The sequence below is a fragment of the Chryseobacterium sp. PvR013 genome (assembly GCF_017833095.1).
Classification (GTDB): Bacteria; Bacteroidota; Bacteroidia; order Flavobacteriales; family Weeksellaceae; genus Chryseobacterium; species Chryseobacterium culicis_A.
Genome location: NZ_JAFIBT010000001.1, coordinates 4,963,720 through 4,982,584, shown reverse-complemented (window position 1 = coordinate 4,982,584; position 18,865 = coordinate 4,963,720). Strand labels below are relative to the sequence as shown.

Sequence of the window (18,865 nt, the reverse complement as noted above, 5' to 3'; positions counted from 1 at the left end):
ACCTATTTTTTAAACATTTCTTAAGATTCCATTAAAATAGTTGCGAAACAGAAAGTTCATTTTTGCATATCTAATTGAAGTAAAAATGATCAACAACTACCTATTAAAAGGGTCTGTGATAGCTGCCTTCTTTTTTCAGAGCGGTCTTTTCGGACAGACACTGATTCATTACTGGAATTTCAACAATAACACTTCTGCTGCTGCAGTCACTACACCATCGTCAACCATAGTGAATGGCTCTCTTGCAGCGATAGCAGGAGGAACAAGTATAATTGATTTTGCCGGTGGTACAGGACAGAATTTTGATTTGCAAAATTTAAATGCCAGAAATGGTGATGCATCCGGAACTCATTTAAGATTCAATAATCCGATTGGTGGAGCTTTACAATTTAATCTTCCTACAACAGGATACAAGAATGTCATTGTTAAGTTCACGACCAGAAGGTCCGGACAGGGAGCCGGAACGCAGACATGGTCTTATTCCACAGACGGAACTGCCTTTGTACAACTTCAGACTGTGAATCCCCAGGATGCAGATCCACAATTGACTACATTGGATTTTTCTGCTATTCAGGGAGCTAATAATAATCCTGATTTTAAATTAAAAGTTGAATTCTCTGCAACAGGAGGCGGAACAGGAGGAAACAACCGTTTTGATAATTTTACAGTAGATGCAACCTCTGTTGGAAGTGCAGACACAACTCCACCAGCAGTCACTTATCTTCCTGCTAATACTACCAATAACGCTTCAATTACCGTAAATCCTACCCTTTCTTTTAATGAGAATGTAAGATTAACAGACAATTCAGCAATCAACGATTCTAATGCACAAAACCTTATAGATTTCCGTCTTGGAAATGCTTCAGGTACACAAGTTCCCTTTACTACCACTTTCAGTAATAATATCATCACCGTAATTCCGGCTTCCGGCTTGGTACCGGGACAAACGTATTATGTAGCTCTTAAGCCCAATACGGTAGAGGATTTCAGTGATAATGGCGTTACTGCCGTTACGTCCAGTACTTTTACGACTGCCGGAACTATTATTTCCTTAGAAAAGAATTTCATTAAAGTCAATGAAAATGCAGGAAACCTGGCGTTAAAAATTAATATAACGAATCCATCAACCTCTACAGTAAATCTTGTTGTTAAGCCCGCACCATTCAGTACTGCTGATACTAATGATTTTACTTTAGTCAACCAGACTATTTCTATTACTCCTTCTACAACAAGCTACACCGTGAATATTCCGATTATTGATGACACAGTGGCAGAACAGCAGGCTGAATACTTTGTAGTAAGTCTTGAAAATCCTGTGGGAGCAACAATATCAGGAGATAATTCGGCAACCATTTATATTGTAGATAATGATAAGCCGACACCGGTTCCTTCCCATCAGATTCAATTGAATTACCTCGGAAGTTTTGATCCTTCAGGAAATAATAGCAGTTCTACAGAAATTGTAGTTCATGATGCATCCACACAACGTTTGTTCACGATCAGTTCGATTACAGATGTTTTTGATATTATTGATTTCAGTACTCCGGCAGCTCCATCAGTTGTAAAAACAGTCAATATGGCTCCTTACGGCGGAATTACGAGTATTGCCGTAAAAAACGGAATCATCGCAGCTGCTTCTCCGAATACCGATCCTCAGCAAAACGGTTCTGTAGTATTCTTTGATATTAACGGAAACTTCCTGAAACAACTAACTGTAGGAGCGTTACCGGATATGATTACCTTTTCCCCTGACGGAACAAAAGTAGTGACCGCCAACGAAGGAGAACCTAATGACGCTTATACGGTAGATCCTGAAGGAACTATCAGCATCATTGATATTTCCGGAGGGATTGGAAATCTTACCCAAAGTAATGTAACAACACTCAATTTCAATAGTTTTGATTCTCAGGTAGCAGCTTTAACGGCTACCGGATTAAGAAAAGTAAGAACGAATAATACGCTTTCTCAGGATCTGGAACCAGAATATGTAACCATCAGTTCAGACAGTCAGAAAGCATGGGTAACCCTTCAGGAAAATAATGCCATCGCAGAGATTAACCTGGCAACCAAAACCATCACAGGAATTTGGGGATTAGGCAAAAAAGACATGAGTATTCCGGGGAACGGATTTGATGCTTCGGACAATAATGGAGAGGTTTTAATTGCCAACTGGCCGGTGAAAGCCTATTATACTCCGGATGCAGTACAGAATTATAAGGTAGGTAACACAAATTATATTGTAACCGCCAATGAAGGAGATGAAAAAGATCTTTCCGGATATAGTGAAAGAACAACTGTGGGAGCTAATACTTATACTTTAGATCCTGTACTTTTCCCTCATTCAAATATCTTAAAGGCTTCTTATAATCTTGGAAGATTCAGGGTTTCATCTGCTACCGGAAATACAGACGGAGATACAGAATTTGAAGAAATCGCAGCTTTAGGGGCTCGTTCATTTTCCATTTTCAATGCAGATAACAAGCAGATTGTTTATGATAGTGGTGATCAGTTTGAAAGATATATTTCCGTGAAGCATCCATTAATTTTCAATGCAGATAATGAATCAAATGCAGTCAAAAACAGAAGCCGTGCTAAAGGTCCTGAACCAGAAGGAGTGGCATTAGGAAATATCAACGGGCAGACTTATGCTTTCATTACCTTAGAAAGAACAGGTGGTGTTATGGTTTACAATATTACAGATCCTAATAATCCTACCTTCACAGATTATAAACATTCGCGATCAACTTCCGCATATGGAGGAGACAATGGTCCTGAAGGAATCATCTACATTGCTCCCCAAAATACAACAGCCAATGGTTATGTGATCGTTGCCAATGAAATCAGTGGAACGCTCTCCATCTTTGAAGTTGCTACACCGGCAACACTTGGAACTGGTGAAATTAAAACTGAACAGGCTACATTCAACATATTCCCTAATCCCGTAAACAAAGGAAACACTCTTTATTTCAACAGAAAGCAGGATTACGAATTGTATGATATGTCCGGGAAATTAATCGGAAAAGAGAAAAATGCTTTAACAATAAGCACGTTCAATCTTTCTACAGGAGTTTACCTTGTAAAAACCTCAGAAGGACAGATAAAAAGAATTATTATAAAGTAAAATATAATATTTAGTTGATTGAAAAAGCTTCGGATTTTCCGGAGCTTTTTTGTTGTTGATAAAATGATATCAACCCTATTTCTTAAATCATTGAAAAAACAGTGTCTTAAAAGCTTTATATTTAAGATGATTTAACTTTAAAAATACCTAAAAAAATCATTTTATTTCTATATTTACTCCAATCAAAATCCAATCACAATGAAAAATATTAAAACAGCAGGAATTCTGGCTATCCTTTTACTCGGGACAGGAACAGCTTTTTCACAATCCAGGAAAACAGAATCTGCAAAAGGTGTAGAAAAAACGGACAATAAGAAGATTGTACATGTAGAAGGTGTAGGCCACCAACTCAATTATTCTCTCAACGGAGGAGTTGCTGAAGTAGAAGGTGGTGACAATACGGTAACGATCAAAGGAAGTGCAAAAAAGATTGCAGTTTCGGGAACGGGTAACAAAGTATATATTGATAAAGTGGATAAAGTTTCCATAGAAGGAGGTAATAACACAGTATACTACCGAACTTCAGGAACAAAATCAGGAAAACCTGATGTTTCTATTACAGGAGTGGGGAATAGAGTGGTAAAACAATAAAACATAAAAAAATGACTTAGATTGCATCTAGGTCATTTTTTATTAAGCTTCAACAACGCTTTTTCCTTTAAAATATAAACTTCCTCCATAATTCTATAACACTGCGGCTGATATTCACTTTAATTTTATCCCGCGAAATGAAAAAAGTCTTTCACATACTGTTTCTCCTCCTATACATCGTGGTTTCCTCAGGGTTTACAACCAGCAGGCATGTATGTAAAGGAAATTCAAGTGAGATCCATGTAGGACTGAAAAAACTTTCTGATCTGGATTGCTCCAAATGTAAAGCCAATAAACAGAAAAACCATAGTGGATGCTGTAAACTGGAAGTCAAAAAGATCTGTAAGGAAGACAATCTTCCGCATTCTTACAAAAATTCTCCGGTTAAGTTTTTATCAGCTTCCATTCCGTATTATACTTTAGGAACTGTATTTAAGCAGGCATCAGTTCTTGATCCTGAAAACCATACCTTCTATTTTGATCCTTCAAAATACCATCTCAATTATCCTTCCCTTTTCATCCTTCATTGCGTTTATAGAATTTAGAATAGATTGAATTATACGATAATCCCGATCGGGACAATTATTTTTCAATTTTTAATTCTAAATATATCCTATGAATTTATCATTCAGAGCACTCATCTTATGGCTGGGCTGCCCTGCCCTATCCTTTGCCCAAATTACGGGTTTAGAGGAAGTATTACTAAGGGCCGAAAAAAATTACCAGTCTATCAAAAAAAAGGAAATCAATATACAGGCGTCACATGAAAGGCTTAAACTTCAAAAGACGTATTATCTTCCGGAAGTTACAGTGATGGCTCAGCAAAACTTTGGAACCATCAACGCCCAAAATGGTCCGATGTACAGTCAAGGTGGCCTTGGAGCAGCCTCTACCTCTATGCCATTGGCAGAACAAAACTGGAATGCAGCATTCGGAAGTTTATATCTGGCCAACATCAACTGGAATGTCTATACTTTCGGAAAACTTAAATCCAAAGAAAATGTAGAAACAGCTGACATAGAACTTCAGAAAGCAGATCTGAATCAAGAGATTTTTCAGCATCAGATCAAAACAGCTGCAGTTTATTTCAATCTTTTGGTAAGCCAGCGCCTTGAAAATGTACAGCATGAAAATCACAAACGCTCCGAAGTTATCTATACCATTGCCAAAGCAAGAGCCGAAAGCGGTCTCATTCCTGAAGTAGATGCTTCCCTGGCAAAAGCAGAAATGTCCAGTGCACAGACTGCAATCATCAATGCCAACGATCATGTACTGGAATACAATAAAAAACTATCAGATCTCCTGGCAGAGAACTTTACAGAATATCAACTGGATCATTATTTCAGCAAAAGTATTCCTTCCTTTGTTCAGGAAAACTCATCTCTTGAAACTCATCCTAATATCCTTCTTATTAACGGACACCTTAATAAAAGTAAAAAACAGGAGGCTTATTTAACGACAACCGGACTTCCTTCTCTTTCTCTTTTTGGCGTATTTCAGGGACGTGGTTCCGGTTTCGGATGGAATTATGTTCAGGATAATTCTGCTTTTTCACAATCTTATTTAAAGGGAATCGGAGTAGACAGAATGAACTATGTGGTGGGTTTTAACCTCAGCTGGAATCTTACAGATTTTTACAGAAACCAATCCCGAGTGAATGAGCAGAAACTGATGACAAAAGCATTGGATTTTGACTATCAGCAGCTGCAACAGGAACTTAATAATCAACAAAGTCTTTCTGAACTGCAGTATAAAAATGCATTGGTAAAAGTAGCAGAAGCCAAAATTCAGATGGAAGCGGCAACGGAAGCCTTTCATCAGCAGAAAGCATTGTATGAAAATGGGTTGACAACCATTGTAGACTTCACGCAGGCTTTGTATCTTCTGAATCGGGCTGAAATCAATTATGAGATTGCCCAAAACAATTCCTGGCAGGCCATTGTACTCATTGCTGCTTCCCATGGAGATATTTCACTGATTACAAAAGCAATTACCCACTCACCAAAAATTTAAACATGAATCTTATAAAGTTTGCATTACGCAGACCGATATCTGTAATGGTATTGGTATTGGGTCTGCTGTTTTTTGGAATCAAAGCAGCAAAAGATGTTAAAGTAGATATTCTTCCGGATATGAATCTTCCTGTAGTCTATGTTGCCCATTCTTTCAATGGGTATACACCACAGCAGATGGAAGGATATTTTACTAAAATGTATGTGAATATGCTTTTGTTTACCAACGGAATCAAAAGTATTGAATCTAAAAACACTCAGGGACTTACCCTGATGAAAGTGAATTTCTACGAAGGAACCAACATGGGAGAAGCCATTGCACAGATTAATGCTCTTTCCACCCGCTCACAGGTATTTTTACCTCCCGGAGCACCGCCTCCGTTTATTATCCGGTTTGATTCTTCTTCACAGCCTGTAGGACAATTGGTTTTCCGCAGCAATACAAAAACCAATAACGAGCTTCAGGATATTGCTAATTTCAATGCACGTCCTTTTCTGATCGCTATTCCGGGGCTGACGACTGCTCCACCATTCGGAGGAAGCCCACGTACCATAGAAATAAATGTAGATCCTGTAAAACTCCGGGCTCATCATATGTCTCCGGAACAGGTAGTGGAAGCCATAAGCCGTAATAATATTACTTCTCCATCCGGAAATGTGTATATCGGTGAAACCAATTACCTCACACCTACCAATAATACGGTAAAAAAAGTGGAGGAGCTTGGAGATATTCCGCTTTTCAAAGGCACAGCAGACAATGTATATATCCGGGATGTAGCAACGGTAAAAGACGGAGCAGATATTGCCACCGGATATGCATTAATAGACGGCAAGCGTTCGGTTTACATCAATATCGCTAAAGCCAGCAATGCGTCTACCCTGGAAGTAGTTAATAAACTAAAAAAAGCATTACCTAAAATTCAAAGAAATATGCCGGATGATGTCCAGATTTCCTATGAATTTGATCAGTCTGTTTATATTTCAAATGCTTTAAAAAGTCTGGCTGTTGAAGGAATTCTTGGAGCTTTACTTACTGGTCTTATGGTGATGTTGTTCCTCAATGACCGCAGAGCTGCTCTTATTGTTATCATGACTATTCCTATTTCTATTATTTCCGGGGTATTATTCCTGAAATTATTCGGACAATCCATTAATATCATGTCTTTATCAGGACTCGCACTGGCAATTGGAATTCTGGTAGATGAAAGCACGGTGACTATTGAAAATATACATCAGCATTTTGCCATGGGTAAAACGCGTGCACAAGCCATATGGGATGCCTGCCAGGAGATTGCCTTTCCTAAATTATTGATTATGCTTTGTATTCTGGCAGTATTCGCGCCAGCCTTTATGATGAATGGTATTCCGGGATCATTGTTTATGCCTCTGGCTATGGCAATCGGTTTTTCTATGATTGTTTCTTTTGTTCTGTCACAGACTTTTGTTCCGGTAATGGCCAACTGGATGATGAAACATGAGCCTAAAACCTGTGAAAATCATAAACCTAACTGGTTTACCCATTTCCGTGACCGCTTCACTGGATTTTTATCTTCATTGATGAAACGTAAGAAGATGATGGTGAGTCTAAGTCTGGCATTCGTGTTATGTCTTGGTGCAGGGCTGTATCAGATCACAGGAAAAGATGTATTGCCTGCTGTTAATTCACGACAGTTTCAGGTTCGTATAAAAGCTGCGGAAGGAACTCGTATTGAAGTTACAGAAATAAAAGTCAAAAAGTTTCTGGACCACCTGAAAGTAAAGGTAGGAAAAGACAATATTGCCATTTCTTCAGTCTTTATCGGACAACATCCTTCCACCTTTGCAGTGAGTCCTATCTATCTGTACAATGCAGGGCCGCATGAGGCTTTGATGCAGGTTGCATTAAAAAAATTCGATGGTAATTCGGATGAACTTAAAGATGAGCTCCGCAAATATTATAAAGAGAAAATGCCGGATCTCCAAATCTCTTTTGAGCCTATTGAACTGACAGAGAAAATTTTGAGTCAGGGCACCAATACTCCAATAGAAATTAGGGTTTCAGGTATGATGAAAAAAATGAATCGTATGTATGCAGAAAAGCTTTTAACTAAGCTGAAAGAAATTGAATATATGCGTGACCAGCAGATTCCTCAATCGATGAGCTATCCTGCCCTTCAGATCAATATAGACAGAACACGGGCTGCCCAATTGGGACTGGATGCTCAGGATATTGCAAAATCATTGGTAACAGCCACCGCTTCTACCCGATATACCAATAAAAATTTCTGGGTAGGAGGAATGATGGGAATCGCCTATGATGTACAGGTTCAGACTCCTCAAAATATTCTGAACAGCAAAGAGGAACTTTCCAGCCTTCCATTATCTAAAAATTCTGACAGACCTGTTCTAGGAGATGTAGCTACAATTACTCCTTCAAAAGAATTGGGTGAAAGCTATAACCTGGGAACGATGGGCTATACTACAGTTACAGCCAATATTCACAAAACCGATCTGGAGAAGGCTTCTAAAGACGTGAAAAAAGCAATTGAATCACTAGGAGAACTTCCCAAAGGAGTCAATATTGAAGTTTCAGGAATGTCACCGGTATTGGAAGAAACGATGAACAGTCTTTCTTCAGGATTGCTTATTGCTGCGGCAGTTATTTTCCTGATGCTTGCAGCAACTTTTCAGTCTTTCAGAGTGTCTCTGGTTATTCTTACTACCGTTCCGTTCGTTGTTGTAGGATCTTTAGCCTTATTAAAAATTACAGGCTCAACCTTAAACCTGCAATCGTATATGGGACTTATTATGTCTGTCGGAGTGTCTATTGCCAATGCTGTTTTATTGATCAGTAATGCAGAGACGATCAGAAAATCGACGGGTAATGCTTCCGAAGCAGGTATTGAAGCTGCCAGACTGCGTATTCGTCCTATTATTATGACCACACTGGCCATGGCGGCCGGAATGCTTCCTATGGCTATCGGTTTTGGCGAAGGCGGAGATCAGGTATCTCCACTCGGCCGGGCAGTTATCGGAGGACTTATTTTCTCTACATTTTCTGTACTGGTTATCCTTCCGCTAGTTTTTGGATGGATTCAAAACAACGCAAGCATTATTTCTCCTTCATTAGATCCTGAAGATGAGGAAAGCATTCACTATTCTAATACCCACCCATAATTTTTACATTCAATGAAAAATATTTTATATACAGCCGCAATCTTAAGTTTTCTCGTTATCCAGGTTTCCTGTAATCAGGAAAAAGAGACTCCCAAACCGGAAACTAAACCTATGATGATGAACAGTATGGAAACTGTAATTATTAAGAAAAGCAATCCTAAAGTTGACCTGAAACTTCCTGGTGAACTCGTTCCGGATCAGGAGACGGCATTATTTGCCAAGGTTCAAAGCTATGTTAAGAAAATCAATGTTGATATTGGCTCTTACGTAAATGCCGGACAGGTTCTGATGATTCTTGAAGCTCCGGAAATACAATCACAGGCTGCCAGTGCAAAAGCAAAATGGGAGGCACAGGAAGCCATATACACTTCAACAAAATCGAGCTATGAAAGAATGTACAGAGCAAATGAAACGAGAGGAGCTATTGCAAAAGACGCACTCGATCAGATTACTGCAAGAAAATTATCTGATCAGGCACAGCTTAACGCTGCAAAGTCGGCATACCACGAATTGCAGGATATCAACCGCTATCTGATTATCCGTGCTCCTTTCAGCGGGGTCATTACGGAAAGAAATGTAGATTTAGGAGCTTATGTAGGACCCATGGGTGGAACTCCACTTTTGGTAGTGCAGAATACTTCAAAGCTTCGGCTCAGTTTATCCGTTCCTGAAGCCAATGTTCCTTACCTCAGTGTAGGAGATACTGTTTCATTCAGGGTCAATGCTCTTCCTGAAAAGAGTTTTAAAGCAAGGATATCCAGAAAATCAGGTTCTTTAGACCTAAAACTGCGTTCGGAAAAAATAGAAGCCGATTTTATCAATCATTCTAAAGAATTAAAACCTTTCATGATTGCTGAATCCACGATCCCTTTACAGAATACTGAGGCTACATTTTTTATTCCCCGATCTGCTTTGGTGGAAAGCAATATGGGAATTTATATCATTAAAAAAGAAAATGGAAAAGCCAGATTTGTCCCTGTAAAAAAAGGAAGAATACTGAATGATACCATTGAAGTCTTCGGCGATCTGTCAGAAGGTGACGCTATTATTAAGAAGGGAAATGAAGAGATTTTAGAAGGAAGTTTAATCAAATAATATCAACAATGACAATAGTAATCAGAAACGCATTCATGATTATTTTCAGTGCTGTTGCGCTATCTGCATGCACTCAGGAAAAATCTAAGAAAGTTAATGCGGAGCAGCCAACAATGGCTCAACAAATGAAGCCGGAAACTTCCGGAAAGTTTGCAAAAGGGGACAGAGTTCCCAATGAAACGGTATGTATGGTTAATAATGCCTACATGGGTAAAAAACAAATAGAGGTTCCTCATGCCGGAAAAATGTATTACGGCTGCTGTGAAATGTGTGTAGAAAGGATTCCCAAGGATAAAACAGCCAGAGAAGCCATAGATCCGTTCAGTGGAAAAACAATAGACAAAGCGGATGCCTATATTGTTATGATCAGTGACGAAGGTGAAGTAGCTTATTTTGAAAATGAAGAGAACTATAAGAGATTTTTAGCACAGCATTCATAGTTATATTTTCCTGATTATTGTTTTTAATAATCAGAACCCTCGCAGGCTTACAATCTGCGGGGGTTTGTTATTATCATTTCTTTCAACAAAAAAAGACAGGCTTTAAAAAACCTGTCTTTTAAAAATATCTCAGATATAATTTTACTCTACGTTGATTACCTTTTCGATTTCCGGAGCATGTTGCTTGATGGTATTTTCAACGCCTAGCTTTAAGGTTGAAAAATTCAATGAGCACCCGGAACAGTTACCTAAAAGTTTCACAAACACCTGATTATCTTTCACATCAATAAGCTCAATATCACCACCGTCTTTATTCAAAAACGGTCTGATGCTTTCCAGAGCTTCCATTACTCTTGTTACTGTATCTTCGTGCGTTATGTTTGTTTCCATATTTTTCAGTTCAATTTGGTACTTTCAAGTATATTGAAAGCTATTATTATTTTGCTTTTGGTGAACATCCAGCCATTGTTGAAATCTTCACGGCTTCGGTAGGAGGAAGACTTTTATTCCTTTCCACTAAGCTTTCTACCATTTTTCTGGCAGTTTCTGTATAGATATCTGCAATTTTAGATCCATCCTGAAGCGCTGCCGGTCTCCCTACATCTCCTGCTTCTCTGATGCTTTGGATCAACGGAATCTCTCCCAATACAGGAATTCCAAGATCTTCAGCTAAATATTGTGCTCCCTGGTTCCCAAAGATATAATATTTATTGTCAGGAAGTTCTTCCGGTGTAAAATATGCCATATTTTCGATCAATCCCAGAACCGGAATATTGATGCTTTCCATCTGGAACATGGCAATTCCTTTTCTTACGTCTGCCAATGCAACATGCTGAGGTGTACTTACAATCACCGCACCAGTTACCGGTACTTCCTGAATAATTGACAAGTGAATATCACCTGTTCCCGGAGGAAGATCGATTAATAAGAAATCCAGTTCTCCCCATGCAGCATCTCTGATCATCTGGTTCAAAGCTTTTGAAGCCATAGGACCTCTCCATACTACAGCCTGGTTAGCTCCTGAGAAATATCCTATTGAAAGCATTTTCACGCCATAATTCTCAACAGGTTTCATCATACTCTTTCCATTTACTTCTACAGAAATAGGTTTTTCACCTTCTGTATCAAACATGGTAGGAACTGAAGGACCATAGATATCAGCATCTAATAATCCTACTTTAAAGCCCATTTTAGCTAGTGTTACTGCCATATTTGCAGAAACTGTAGATTTCCCAACCCCTCCTTTACCGGAAGCAATAGCGATAATATTTTGAATTCCCGGAATTTGTTTTCCTTTGATCTGACTTTGCTGAATTTCACTAGGCTCCGGAGAAACGATTTTAAGTTTTAAATGAACCTCTTCTCCAAACTCACTGGCAAAAGCCTGTTTCATTGCTGCCTCCAGTTTTTTCTTTTCGTGCATTGCAGGCGAATGAGCGGTCATGTCAATATAAACATCGTTACCCATAATCTGAAGATTATTCACCAAATCGTCTACTTCTATTTCTTTAAGGAAATCCTGAACCTTTTCTTTCGTCAACATATAAATATAAATTGTTTACAAATTTACGCATTTTTTCGGTAATTTAGAATCAATAAAATCTATAATATCAGGTGATAAATCAGATCGTTAAAAATTTCTTATTTCTGTTTTTTTATCCTGACAATACACCGAAGCCCAGAAAACAATTGATATGAAAACAACTTCTTATCCTTCTAAATATGCACAGCCAAAAGGAATTTTCACTGTCGGAAAAACAAAATTCAAATGGTATAATCTGGCAAATGACCCCACACAAGTTTCTTCAAAGGACATTGAGCATGCCCGGAAGTGTATAGAAAATGCTGAAGAAAACTTTAAAAATATTCATGATCTGGGATTCGTTATCATGCACCGCTGCGGAGATCAATATCTTCTGTTAGTGTGTACGTGGCGAAGTGAAAACGAATTATGGGAAAGTGTATACTATGACGGTTCCGGAAAATTTGAAATATGGGACAGGAACAAAACCCACCTTCCGACTTACTGTGTTTGGGAAATGGGTATTGTTTATCATGAATCTCAGTCCTGGAAAAAATTTCTTGGTTCCGGACGGGAAGAAAAAGACAAAGAGGAATATCTCAATGATTTCTTTGAGGGAGAAGTATAAGTGTTCTGTCTTGTCATTGACTATGTCGAATCTTCGATTTCTGACGAAGAAAGAATCTCATAAAAAGAAGAAATTCTTCATTCCACTTCGTTTCATTCAGAATGACATGCATCAAAAAATAATTAAAATCCAGAGTATTAGTTAGCTCTGTTTTTTTCATCAAATTTCACATTACGGTCAGTTCCTTTTACTTTTTTATTTCCAAAAGTATAAGTTGCAGATACAGTAAGTCTTCTGGAATCGTAATAATTATTGAAAGAATGAGTTCCTGTAGTATAATAAATCTGTCCTAAACTTTTTGACTCTTTAAAAATATCAGAAACCAACACATTAATCTGTAAATTTTTCTCCATGAAATTCATCTTCATTCCGGCAGTCAAGTTCCCCAGATACTCCCAATGTACCATTCCAAAATTGGAAGGGAGACGAAACCAGTAATTAAGAATAAACTGAATAGTTTTATTTTTATTGAGTGACAGATTGTTCTGAAGATTGAAGTCATAACCCAGCCCCTTTCTGGAAGCAGCATCTGTAGCAAAAACCTGTGTCTTCATATAAGAAAGATCCGCAGAATAATTGGCTTCCCATTTCTTGAAAAATGTATCAGAATAGTTCAGGGTAATTCCCATACTGTTTTGAGTATAAAAATTGGCAAAAGTACTGATCCTGTTTTCTCCATCAAGATTCACAATCTGTCCAAAACCGTCTAATGTTCTCTGAAAGTACGTTGAAGCAGATAATTTTCCTTTATACACATAAGAGACTTCAAAATTATGGTTAAAAGAAGGCTTCAGAAAAGGATTTCCGGTAAAATAAGAGTTGATGTTGATATACCACCGGTATGGATTGATCGCACGGAATCCGGGTCTTTCGATTCTTTTGGAATAACTCAGGTTGAAAGTATGATTTTCATTGCTTTTATAACTGATATAAGCCGTTGGAAAAAATTTTCCGTAAGAATTCTCAGTCTGCTGTCCGGAAGTTAAAGAATTTCCGTTAACTACAGAATATTCGTAGCGTAAACCTGCTTTTGCCGACCATTTTTCACTGAATGATTTTTCAAAACTGATATAAGCGGCATAATTTTTCTCATTATACTCAAACTCATTGCTTTTCAATGGATCTGTGATATATTGTCCATTCGTCAAGTTCTGATAAAATATACTGGAGTTATTATCAAAATTGGTGAATTTCACCCCAGCTTCTGTCTTTGCAAACTGATAAGGCAATGTAAGATCCGCCTGCCCGGAATAAATTGTATAATCCACCATAGAAGGTGATTTTACCACAAATTGATCGCCCGAACTCTCTGTAGTGGTAAAATCAATAGTTGTTTCCGGCGTATTGGAAAAATAATTTCCCGTGATACTCAGTTTATGATCCTGCTTCCCGAATTTCAGGTCATAATAAGTGCTAGCGGTATGTTGCCTTCCCGTGGCTCTGTGCTCTGCATCGGTAAGGAGTGTATTCGTATAATTACCATTCTGGAAATAGTTTGAAGTATTCCTGATATCCATATTGGAATGCCCGAATCCGAAATCATAAATAAATCCGATATTAGATTTTCCACCTAGCTGATAATCAAGACTTACGTTTACCCCAAGCCCATCTCCGAAATCTCTTCTGTTGTCATTGCTTTTAAGACCGTCTGCTCCTTCTATCCAATAATTTTCATAGGAATGTTTTTCATTTTTATTTTGTCTTAGTTTTATTGAAGTACGTAGTTTTTCATTCTGATAATTTATCGTTATGCTGTTTGAATTTCCGGTATAGGTCTGTTGCTGAAGGCTGGAGGTTAAACTTCCACTCCACCCGAGATTCTGGTTTTTCTTTAAAACAATATTGATTAAACCACTGTTTCCCTGTGCTTCATATTTGGCTGGAGGCGCTGTAATGACTTCAATTTTTTCAATATTTTCGGATCTGAGACTTTTCAGATAAACAACCAGTTCAGCATCTGACAAATTCAGAATTCTGTCGTTAATCATTACTGCTACTCTACTCTTCCCAACAATGGAAACTCCTGAGTTATCATCTACTTTTACCAGAGGAGTTGTCGCCAGTGCATCAGCTCCATCCATTCCCTGTGAAGCAACAGAATTGGAAACATTAAAAACAAGTCTGTCTGCTTTTCTCTCAATCAGTTTTTTTCTGGCAGTAAGCGTAACGCCTTCTAGTTGTTTTTCTTTTCTTCTTTCAACAAAAAAATCCTGTTTCACTGCTCCGTTTATAACAATATCTTTATTGGATATTTCTATACCATCCTGGATAAGTTTAATATTATAGTTCCCGTTTTCTGAAAGCTTCAGTGAGTAATTTCCTTTTTCGTCTGAAATAGCGGTCTGCTTCTTCTGATCCTTTATTGCAATAACTTCTACGTCAGGAACACCATTTCCGGGTTGGGTAATCTTCCCTGCTATACTTTGGGCGAATACAGCTATGGGCGACAGCATGATCACAGCAAATAATGTCTTCTTCATGAATTATATCGTTTTTAATAAGACAAACCGTAATTATCTTTTATTACATCACTTTTACTGTTTTTCAATATCTTCGCTTCATAAAATCAGAACATGAAAAAAGGGCTTATTGCATTTTCCATATGTATTACTCAGATCATTTCGGCACAGAATTATTCAAAATATGTCAATCCATTTATAGGAACCGGAGGCCATGGCCATACTTTTCCGGGGGCCATTGTTCCTTTTGGAATGGTACAGCTTTCTCCGGATACAAGAATTGACGGAAGCTGGGACGGATGCAGCGGATATCATTATTCGGATTCCGTGATCTATGGTTTTTCTCATACCCACCTGAACGGCACCGGAGTTTCGGATTATGGAGATATTATGCTCATGCCCACCATGGGAAATCCAAGTCTGAACAGCAAAGATTATTCTTCAAAATTTTCTCATAAAAATGAAAAGGCAACCGCAGGATTCTATGCTGTCAAATTAGACAAAAACAATATTGATGTTCGTCTTACCACTACCAAAAGAGTAGGCTACCATGAATATATTTTCAACAATGCAGGGAATGCGAATATTATTTTAGACCTCAACCATAGAGACAAACTTCTGGAAGGCGAAGTAAAAATCATTGATGACAAAACCATTGAAGTATTCAGAAGAAGTGAAGCCTGGGCAACCAACCAATATATTTATGCCAGAATTGAGTTTTCAAAACCGATGAAAATTTCAAAAAAAGAGGCCAACGGAAAACAGGAAAACAATCTTTTTACCGGAACAAAGCTTGCGCTGGCATTTTCCACCAGTGTTAAAAAAGGAGAAAAGATTAATGTAAAAGTATCCCTTTCTCCCACAGGTTATGAAGGTGCAGGAAAAAACATGTTGGCAGAAGGACAACCGAAGGATTTTGAACTCGTAAAAAAACAGGCAGAAGCTGATTGGAACAAAGAACTTTCAAAAATTGAAGTAAAGTCTGATGATAAAGACAAATTAGCCGTTTTCTATACCGCTTTATATCATGTTTTCACCCAACCCAACATCAATATGGATGTTGACGGAAAATACCGGGGCAGAGACAATAAGCTTTATAACGCCAGTGATTTTGATTATTATACCGTATTCTCACTTTGGGATACCTTCAGAGGAGCTCATCCGTTAATGACTTTAATTGACAGAAGAAGAACCGCAGATTTTATCAATACATTCATCAAACAATATGAACAGGGAGGAAAACTTCCGGTATGGGAACTGGCTTCCAATGAAACGGAATGTATGATTGGCTATCACTCTGTTTCTGTCATTGCAGATGCTATGGCTAAAGGAATTCAGGGGTTTGATTATGAAAAAGCTTTTCAGGCTGCCAAAGGTTCTGCCATGCAGGATATTTTTGGATTGAATGCTTACAAACAGAATAATTACATCAGTATAGACGATGAGCATGAAAGTGTTTCCAAAACCGTAGAATATGCCTATGACGACTGGTGTATTGCTCAAATGGCAAAGATTTTAGGCAAAAAAGAAGAATATCAGGAGTTCATGAAACGTTCTCAAAACTGGAAAAATCTTTACAATCCTAAAACAGGTTTCATGCAGCCAAGAAAGAATGGAAACTGGTATGAGCCTTTTGATCCAAGAGAAGTCAACAACAATTATACAGAAGGGAATTCGTGGCATTATTCTTATTCCGTACAGCAGGATATTCCGGGACTGATTGCCGCTCACGGCGGAAAAGAAAAATTCGAGCAGTTCATTGATGCCATCTTTACCGCTCCTGATAAAACAACAGGTAGAGAGCAGGTAGACATTACAGGATTAATGGGACAGTATGCTCAGGGAAATGAACCGAGCCACCATATTGCTTACCTGTATAATTTCGTAGACAAGCCTGAAAAAACAGATGCCAAAATAAAATACATTCTTGATCATTTTTATAAAAATACACCTGACGGATTGATTGGAAATGAAGACTGCGGCCAGATGAGTGCCTGGTATATCCTAAGTTCTATGGGAATTTATTCTGTAACTCCAGGATTACCGGAATGGGAAACTACCACTCCTTATTTTGATGAAATTAAAATTCATCTTGAAGATGGAACCTCAAGAACCATTACTAAAAATACAAGCAGAGCTGAACTTAAAAAATTAGGGTTTGAAAACGTAAAACCGACTAAAGATTTTAAATATACTGAACAAACAGCCTCTCCGGTAATTGCTGCGGACAGAATCTTTGATTTCTCTACCAAGGTGGAAATCACCCCACTGAATCAGAATGACAAAGTATATTACATGACGATGGATGAAAGTGACAGCAACAAAAGAAAGACTTTCAGTACTCACAAAGGTCCATTCTCCATCACCAAAACCACTCAGGTAATGGCTTATGCTGAAAGAAACGGTGAAAAAAGTTCTGTTACCACCGCCAGCTTCAACAGAAGACCTAATTATTGGGATATTAATATTCTGTCAAAAGTTACTCCGCAGTATAGTGCTACCGGAAACCTGGCTCTTATTGATGGAATCAGAGGGGATGTCAATTGGAGAAAAGGAGAATGGCATGGATATCAGGGGCAGAATTTTGAAACAATTATTGATTTCAAATCTCCTCAACATATTAAATCATTATCTTCCACCTATCTTCAGGACAGCAGAGCCTGGATTGTGATGCCTAAAAAAGTAGAATACTACGCCTCTATGAACGGAAAAGATTTTATCCTTCTTCAAACGGTGAAAAATGATATTGATCCTAAAGATGAAAAGGTACAGATCAAAGACTTTTCTGCCAGCATTCTTCCTACTGAAGCCCGATACCTCAAAGTAAAAGCTTACTATTTCGGAAAACTTCCGGAATGGCACCAGGGCGCTGGAGGTGATGCTTATATTTTTATTGATGAAATTGGTATAAAGTAATGAAGATGGGAGAAGGGAGATGGAAGTTCCTATTTGACGAACTACTTCTTGAAGTCGTTTGTTAGAGAATTTGATTTTCAAAAATTTAATAAATAGATTAATATTAGTACTTAGGCTTTCAGAAACTTCCTTCTTCCAGCATCCATCTTCCAGCAATAAAAACCGCCCTTCGAAAATATTCGAAGGGCGGTTTTTATCAATTCATTCTTTCCGACCATTGCAGGACTTTCGGAAGTTCCATATCAGAAAATTCAATGTGGATCACTCTCCTTTTCTTTCCGTTCGTTGTTCGGTTGGAACCATGAAGCGTTAAAGGTTTCATGATCATAATTCCTCCTTTTTCAACGTTGCAGATTTCTTCTGTTTCAATGGTCCAGTCGATGGTTTCCGGTCTGTAAATACCTTTTGCATGAGATTTTGGAACTACTTTCAGTGCTCCGTTATTTTCATCGGTATCATCCAGATGGATTCTGATGGTATAAATATTTTCCAGAATATTCAATGGAGGCTGTACCGCAAACTGATTTTGTTTGGTTGTCCATGGACCGAAGTTAGCTAACTCCAGTTTTTTATCTACAGAAATCGTCAGATCCTGATGATAGGCTACATACCAGTTGGAGGTTTCAGGTTTATCAAAATAAATACTTTTTACCACAAAATATTTTTCTCCGAAGATCTTCTTCACCACTTTCTGAATATTGTCATTCAAAACAAGGTCTTTGATTTCCGGAACTTCTTTTAAAAACTGTCTTATGGCAAAGAGGTCTTCAGACTTTCTGAAATTTTCTTTGGAAGTGTCTATATTTTTCAGAACAAGATTGATATCCTCTAACTCTTTCTGCGAAAACACATTATTGATAACAGCAAAGCCATATTCTTCAATATGGCTTTTATGATTTTCTAAGTTATTTAAACTCATTGATAT

At 38.0% G+C, this 18,865-nt stretch carries 13 protein-coding genes; 9 read left to right on the top strand and 4 right to left on the bottom strand.

Going from position 1 to position 18,865, the window contains the following annotated elements; translation table 11 throughout:
* The first annotated feature begins 85 nt into the window (after positions 1–85).
* From JOE44_RS22690 to JOE44_RS22660, 7 genes are all read left to right on the top strand, one after another.
* The gene (locus JOE44_RS22690) at positions 86–3,121 is read left to right on the top strand and encodes a choice-of-anchor I family protein (protein ID WP_209787859.1); all 3,036 of its coding nucleotides are present in this window, start codon (positions 86–88) and stop codon (positions 3,119–3,121) included.
* A gap of 198 nt (positions 3,122–3,319) precedes the next feature.
* The gene (locus JOE44_RS22685; protein WP_209787857.1) at positions 3,320–3,712 is read left to right on the top strand and encodes a DUF3060 domain-containing protein; all 393 of its coding nucleotides are present in this window, start codon (positions 3,320–3,322) and stop codon (positions 3,710–3,712) included.
* A 137-nt stretch (positions 3,713–3,849) separates the two neighbouring features.
* On the top strand, positions 3,850–4,257 hold the full coding sequence (locus tag JOE44_RS22680; protein ID WP_209787855.1) for a hypothetical protein: 408 nt from the start codon (positions 3,850–3,852) through the stop codon (positions 4,255–4,257).
* A 70-nt stretch (positions 4,258–4,327) separates the two neighbouring features.
* Positions 4,328–5,725 (top strand): TolC family protein, encoded by a 1,398-nt coding sequence (locus tag JOE44_RS22675; protein ID WP_209787854.1) that lies wholly within the window; start codon positions 4,328–4,330, stop codon positions 5,723–5,725.
* A gap of 2 nt (positions 5,726–5,727) precedes the next feature.
* Positions 5,728–8,880: an efflux RND transporter permease subunit gene (locus tag JOE44_RS22670; RefSeq protein ID WP_209787853.1), complete on the top strand. Its 3,153-nt coding sequence runs from the start codon at positions 5,728–5,730 to the stop codon at positions 8,878–8,880.
* Positions 8,881–8,892: 12 nt separating this feature from the next.
* Entirely contained in the window at positions 8,893–9,975 is a 1,083-nt protein-coding gene (locus JOE44_RS22665) for an efflux RND transporter periplasmic adaptor subunit (protein WP_209787851.1), read from the top strand.
* Positions 9,976–9,983: 8 nt separating this feature from the next.
* A complete protein-coding gene (locus JOE44_RS22660; protein WP_209787849.1) occupies positions 9,984–10,415 on the top strand; it encodes a hypothetical protein in 432 nt (143 codons plus the stop codon).
* A 141-nt stretch (positions 10,416–10,556) separates the two neighbouring features.
* On the opposite strand, the gene JOE44_RS22655 is transcribed toward JOE44_RS22660, so the two are convergent.
* Together JOE44_RS22655 and JOE44_RS22650 are read right to left on the bottom strand one after the other, a co-directional pair.
* Complete coding sequence (locus tag JOE44_RS22655) at positions 10,557–10,805, bottom strand: NifU family protein (protein WP_002977212.1); 249 nt, start codon at positions 10,803–10,805, stop codon at positions 10,557–10,559.
* 46 nt (positions 10,806–10,851) lie between these two features.
* The gene (locus JOE44_RS22650; RefSeq protein ID WP_209787847.1) at positions 10,852–11,958 is read right to left on the bottom strand and encodes an Mrp/NBP35 family ATP-binding protein; all 1,107 of its coding nucleotides are present in this window, start codon (positions 11,956–11,958) and stop codon (positions 10,852–10,854) included.
* A 151-nt stretch (positions 11,959–12,109) separates the two neighbouring features.
* On the opposite strand from JOE44_RS22650, the gene JOE44_RS22645 reads away from it, so the two are divergent.
* Positions 12,110–12,565, top strand: a complete 456-nt coding sequence (locus JOE44_RS22645; protein WP_209787845.1) for a hypothetical protein — start codon at positions 12,110–12,112, stop codon at positions 12,563–12,565.
* Between the two features lie 137 nt (positions 12,566–12,702).
* Here JOE44_RS22645 and JOE44_RS22640 read toward each other — a convergent pair whose 3' ends face one another.
* Positions 12,703–15,045, bottom strand: coding sequence for a TonB-dependent receptor (locus JOE44_RS22640; protein WP_209787843.1), 2,343 nt, complete (start codon positions 15,043–15,045; stop codon positions 12,703–12,705).
* 93 nt (positions 15,046–15,138) lie between these two features.
* Between JOE44_RS22640 and JOE44_RS22635 the strand changes: the two genes are divergently transcribed.
* Positions 15,139–17,940, top strand: coding sequence for a GH92 family glycosyl hydrolase (locus JOE44_RS22635; RefSeq protein ID WP_209787840.1), 2,802 nt, complete (start codon positions 15,139–15,141; stop codon positions 17,938–17,940).
* 196 nt (positions 17,941–18,136) lie between these two features.
* Here the strand turns inward: JOE44_RS22635 and JOE44_RS22630 are convergent, their stop codons facing one another.
* Positions 18,137–18,859, bottom strand: coding sequence for a phytanoyl-CoA dioxygenase family protein (locus JOE44_RS22630; protein WP_209787837.1), 723 nt, complete (start codon positions 18,857–18,859; stop codon positions 18,137–18,139).
* Positions 18,860–18,865 lie beyond the last annotated feature (6 nt).